3 protein-coding genes are annotated in these 4,699 nt (G+C 38.1%); all 3 read right to left on the bottom strand.

Translation table 11 applies throughout. The features are described 5' to 3' along the window. A partial coding sequence (locus B2O97_RS08140; protein ID WP_286767238.1) for a B12-binding domain-containing radical SAM protein occupies positions 1-1,538 on the bottom strand: 1,538 nt, incomplete at its 3' end. 32 nt (positions 1,539-1,570) lie between these two features. Beyond that, positions 1,571-2,719: a Crp/Fnr family transcriptional regulator gene (locus B2O97_RS08135; RefSeq protein ID WP_286767237.1), complete on the bottom strand. Its 1,149-nt coding sequence runs from the start codon at positions 2,717-2,719 to the stop codon at positions 1,571-1,573. A gap of 260 nt (positions 2,720-2,979) precedes the next feature. Then, a complete protein-coding gene (locus B2O97_RS08130) occupies positions 2,980-4,557 on the bottom strand; it encodes an ATP-binding protein (protein WP_286767236.1) in 1,578 nt (525 codons plus the stop codon). Between the last annotated feature and the right edge of the window lie 142 nt (positions 4,558-4,699).

Below are 4,699 nucleotides of genomic sequence, written 5' to 3'. Positions count from 1 at the left end.
TCGGTAGGAATACCGAGCTTCACAATTTCTTGTTTTAACCGACCTGTTTCTTTTAAAAGCTCAGCCCCACTCATTTCTTGCAAAGAGTAACCTAACTCCTCCCATAGTTCGACAGGCTTATAGATTGAGTACTCATATTTCATAAAATTAACAACAAAGTTTTCTTCAGCCTTAAATCCATACTTAGCTGCGTTTTCCATCCACTCGGTCTCAGGAAACATACCGGGAGGGTTAACAATGACCGTATCAGGATTAGATTCTTGAATAATGCGCATATCTTCCCGGAATACTTCTTCCAGTGTAACCCCTTCTACCACCGGGCAGGGATAAATCAAAGATAAGCCTACACGGCAGTTATTCTTAGCCGCAGAGGATGCCAGCTTAATGCAATTAATGGTATCCACAATATCCTTACTCCGGACGCCCTTATTCATCACCTTTTCGTTAATAAGGTCATGCCCTGTTTCTCCCCCCATAAATACCGCTCTCAACCCTGCTTTAATCATTATGTAATATGCGTCGTATAATGCGGGTGTCACTTTTGCAGCTCTGGAAAACATAGAAAAATTAATATTCAAGTTTCGTTTCAGTATTTCCTCAGCAATTTTTTTACCATGTTCAACGGGAGTTTCGGAGCTGCTAAAACGAAAGAAGGAAATACCTTGCCGGGCCATTTCTTCAATTTCGTCGACAATTTCTTCGATAGGGCGCGATTGATACGTACTATTTTGTCTGGTATGAGAGCAAAAGTTGCATTTGTTCCAAGAGCAGCCAAAGCCGTCAACTAGTGTATGGAAAAAGATTTTACCCTGCAAATCTTCGTTTCGGTATTTGGGGGTCGCAAATACATTCTTAGTTAGGCAACACACTGTGCTATAGGTCCCCGTTTTTATTAACTTAGATACACTAATTTCTGTGTGAAAAGCTTTTAAAAATTCACCTTTATCCTTACTTTTTTGACGCAGCATCAACATTTTTTCCAATGCTTCTTCTCCTGGGCCCATGATTGCAATATCAAAGAACTCATCCAATAAAATATGTTCTCCATAAACTTTCACCTGCGGGCCACCAGCGATAATAATTGTATCGGGGCACGCTTCTTTGACCTTGGTGGCTAGCAGTTTACTCCATACAAATGCATCACCATACCATACCTTGATTCCTAGAAAATTAGCCTTACTCTTTTTGATCTCCTGGATAATATCATTAATTCGTTTGTTCATAAATTCCCGGCGGTAGTAGAGTGATAGCGACTGTAATGGCCATGTAAGCAGCATAACCATTACCCATAAAGATTTTATCTTCTTATTGTAGATTTTCATTTGCAAACCAACCATAAACTGCAGTAATTTCAAGCACCACTGTGGTACTCCTTTCGTCATAGCAGTAACACGTTGATCGTCAACTACCTCAACCGTATGACCTCTATCCGCTAAATAAGTTCTGAGAACTGCTAGGCCATTCTCCAATGCAGCATCTGAAGCAATTCTCTGACGCGGGGCATAGCTATTCACAAGTAATAACTCGGTTTTCTTCATGTAAAATCTCCTCCTAATAGCATTTTCTTTTTCTACATTTTCAAATTCTGCAGTATTGTGTTAGCAATATCCGGATAAGCCACGCTGAATTTCCGGAAATATTGCCGTGATATTACCATTATTTCAGCTGGTGTAGCCGCTTCGAAATCCATCTGCTGAATAGCTGGGCCTGATAACCCAATAGCTCCAAAGCTCTGTCCAGGCAAAATCAAAATTTTATCCTGAAGCAGATGTTTGGAGGCCACTATCCTACCAGACAGTAAAATGTTTAGTTCTTCACTAATTAAGCCTCGAGTAATGATCCGGTCTTTATCGTGGCATTGAACAATAACTCCACAACGAAACAAAAATATACTTGCTTCAGTTTCGGATAACCCCCGCAGCACTGGAATAACGCTTTCCGGCGAACCGCTGGCACGAAAGTAATTAGTTACAATGTCCCAAAGCTCTCCTTCTGTTACTAGTTGGCTGTTTATCATACTTGCTGCTTCGGGAAACTCATTAAAAAACCAATCAGTTGCAGCGCTGTTTAAACCTTCACGTTTACGAGCTTTTCTAAAAAAGGGAGATCGCACCGCTTTTAAGTGGCTAATATCATCTACCAGTAGAATAAAGGGGTGAAGCAAACCATAACCGGGATCTTCAAAGCTCCTTCCAAACCGTCGGCAGCCGATTTGCTCGTAAAGACGCAGCAAATAAAAATTGCAACCACCAAAATTAAAACGTACATGGTGATTGCAATAAAGCTCATACCCTTTCGCGGAGAGTAAATGTAACGCCGCTGAATTTCGATACTGTTTAGAAACCATTAACTTTGAACTGAAGGCCACTAGTGGATTACCACTCGTATTACAAAATTGCCGGAATCTATTCATTAGAAGGACATTAGCCAAATCCGAAGGAAATTCATCAATTGATCCAATATTTACTCTCATCGTTCCGATATATTCGGGTCCAACTTTTGCATAAAGGAGAATCGCCCACTTATCAATTTCATCTACTAGCTGTTTACTGCGATGATCTGCTAAATTGGGTTGCCGCTTCATTTCCTCAACATATATCTCGTATCGCAGGCGAAAAATTTTTTCTTTCTCAGCATCAGTTGCAGCAATTCCAATTTGTATGCTGGATTCTTGATCGGACGATAAACCTATTATCTTTTCGGGTAAATTTGTTATCATACAATACCTCTCCTTTAAAAATTTAATAAAAAACAGTCTAAAAAAAAATTATATTATGTTCATAATAACTCCCTCCCCTCTATTAGAATGGATACGGGAAATTTTGCTCAAATCCTACACCTTTTTGTAGAAAAATGTATCAATGTGACAGATAAAAGAAAAAGATATTTGTACCTCTTTCGACTAACTTTATTAATCGAAAAATAAAAAGCTCTCATTCCTTATCCTTTAAGGAATGAGAGCTTTTAAAGCAGCTTCTTCTAAGCTATACGAAGCTTTGAAATATTAAAGCGAACAAAAAATGTAGTTCCCGTTTCTGTTGTTTCAACCTCAATTATAGCACTGTGCCTTGCGGCAATGCGATAACATACAGGTAATCCTAAACCTGTTCCAGTTTCTTTAGTCGTCAAAAATGGGGTTCCTAAATTCTCTAATATATGAAGAGGTATTCCACTTCCCTGATCCGCCACTGATAAAACTACCTGTTCGTTATCTACATAGGTACTAATATGAAGATTGCCGCCTGACGGCATTGCTTCCAAACCATTACGAACAAGATTTAATAATAATTGGCGAATTTCATTTTCATCTAAAAATATTTGAGGAATGTTAGCAAGCGATAGTGTTACACTCGCCTTTGTTGCAATTGCATCCGCTTCCAATAAAGGCAATAAGGATGTGATACTGTTGTTTAAATCATGATGCTTCAATTCTAACATTTTATTTTTAGCTAAAGAAAGATATTCACGAATGATGGCATTCGTTCTGTCAAGTTCGCCAATCATTAGCTCAAAACGATCCTTATAACCTAAAAACTCTTGTTTATTTCCCATGATTTGCAAATAGCCACGCACAGTTGTCAACGGATTACGAATTTCATGTGCAACATTTGCTGCCATTTCACCTATCATATTCATACGATCTAAACGAGACATACTCTGCTCTAGATTTTTCCGGGCTGTGACATCCCGAATAATTCCTTCCAATGATACAAGCTTACCAGCTTGATCATAGACAGGCACAATGTTTTGTTCTATCCAACTTATCGTTTGATCTTTACGAATAATGCGTAACGTAAGCGGTAAAGTACCCAATTCAGGAAGATTTTCAATAAAATTATCAAATAGCAGCTTATCTTCAGGATGAATCAAATCGGTTAAGAGATTGGCGTCTTTATAGTAATCTTCTGGAACATATCCCGTAACAACAGCAACAGCTGGACTTATATATTCAACTTTAGCTTTCGGTTCAACTTTGTATAAGTATATTATATCAACTGCATTTTCTGCTAGTAATCGATATTGAGATTCTTTTTGAGCAAGATTTAACCTGGCTTTCTCTAAATATAATAACAGGCTAGCTATAGCCACACAAAGCCTCAAGAGCCCTTCAATGATGTATCCATATGGGGCAAACCAAGCGACATCAATTAAAAAGGGCATATCCAAAGTATGAATACCCCAAGCAATATAGGAATATCCTAATATCCTCTTACTAATGGTCTCTGCATTTAAATAGCTCATAAAAGCGATGCCTGCCCAAATACAAACCAGACCGCAGTACCAAGCAACAGGAAGAAGTTTATAGAAAAAGGGGAAATCTGCAATTACGGAAACAACACTTATTATAAAAACCCCTACACCACTAACAATCCACATTTTATTTAGCGGTTTATTAATGAAAAGGTGTGCAGCCCAAATAAATAACGATGCACTTGCCAACAAAAGAATAGTAAAAAAGATAAATCCCCAGGCAGATTGCATCCAATTAATAATTCCTGAATCAAAAATAACAAGCCTAATTAAAAGAATGAACCAACTAATTGTCCAAACACTCATAAACCGATCCCGATATATCATATAAAGATATAAATACACTATCGTCATCGAAAATGTGCCGGCAATCGCAGCAATTGCAAAAGTAGTAAAAAAGTCCAATTACTATCCCTCCCAACAAATATTAGGAGAATCATATTACATA

This window comes from Sphingobacterium sp. UBA865 (assembly GCF_002295765.1).
GTDB classification, from domain to species: domain Bacteria; phylum Bacteroidota; class Bacteroidia; order Sphingobacteriales; family Sphingobacteriaceae; genus Sphingobacterium; species Sphingobacterium multivorum.
Note: the sequence above shows the minus strand (reverse complement) of the source record. Positions and strands in the feature narration are given on the sequence as shown.

What these genes read in the sequence shown, in the direction of transcription:
- B2O97_RS08130 (WP_286767236.1), bottom strand. Translation starts at nt 4,557, where the DNA reads ATGAGTGTTTGGACAATTAGTTGGTTCATTCTTTTAATTAGGCTTGTT.
- B2O97_RS08135 (WP_286767237.1), bottom strand. Translation starts at nt 2,719, where the DNA reads ATGATAACAAATTTACCCGAAAAGATAATAGGTTTATCGTCCGATCAA.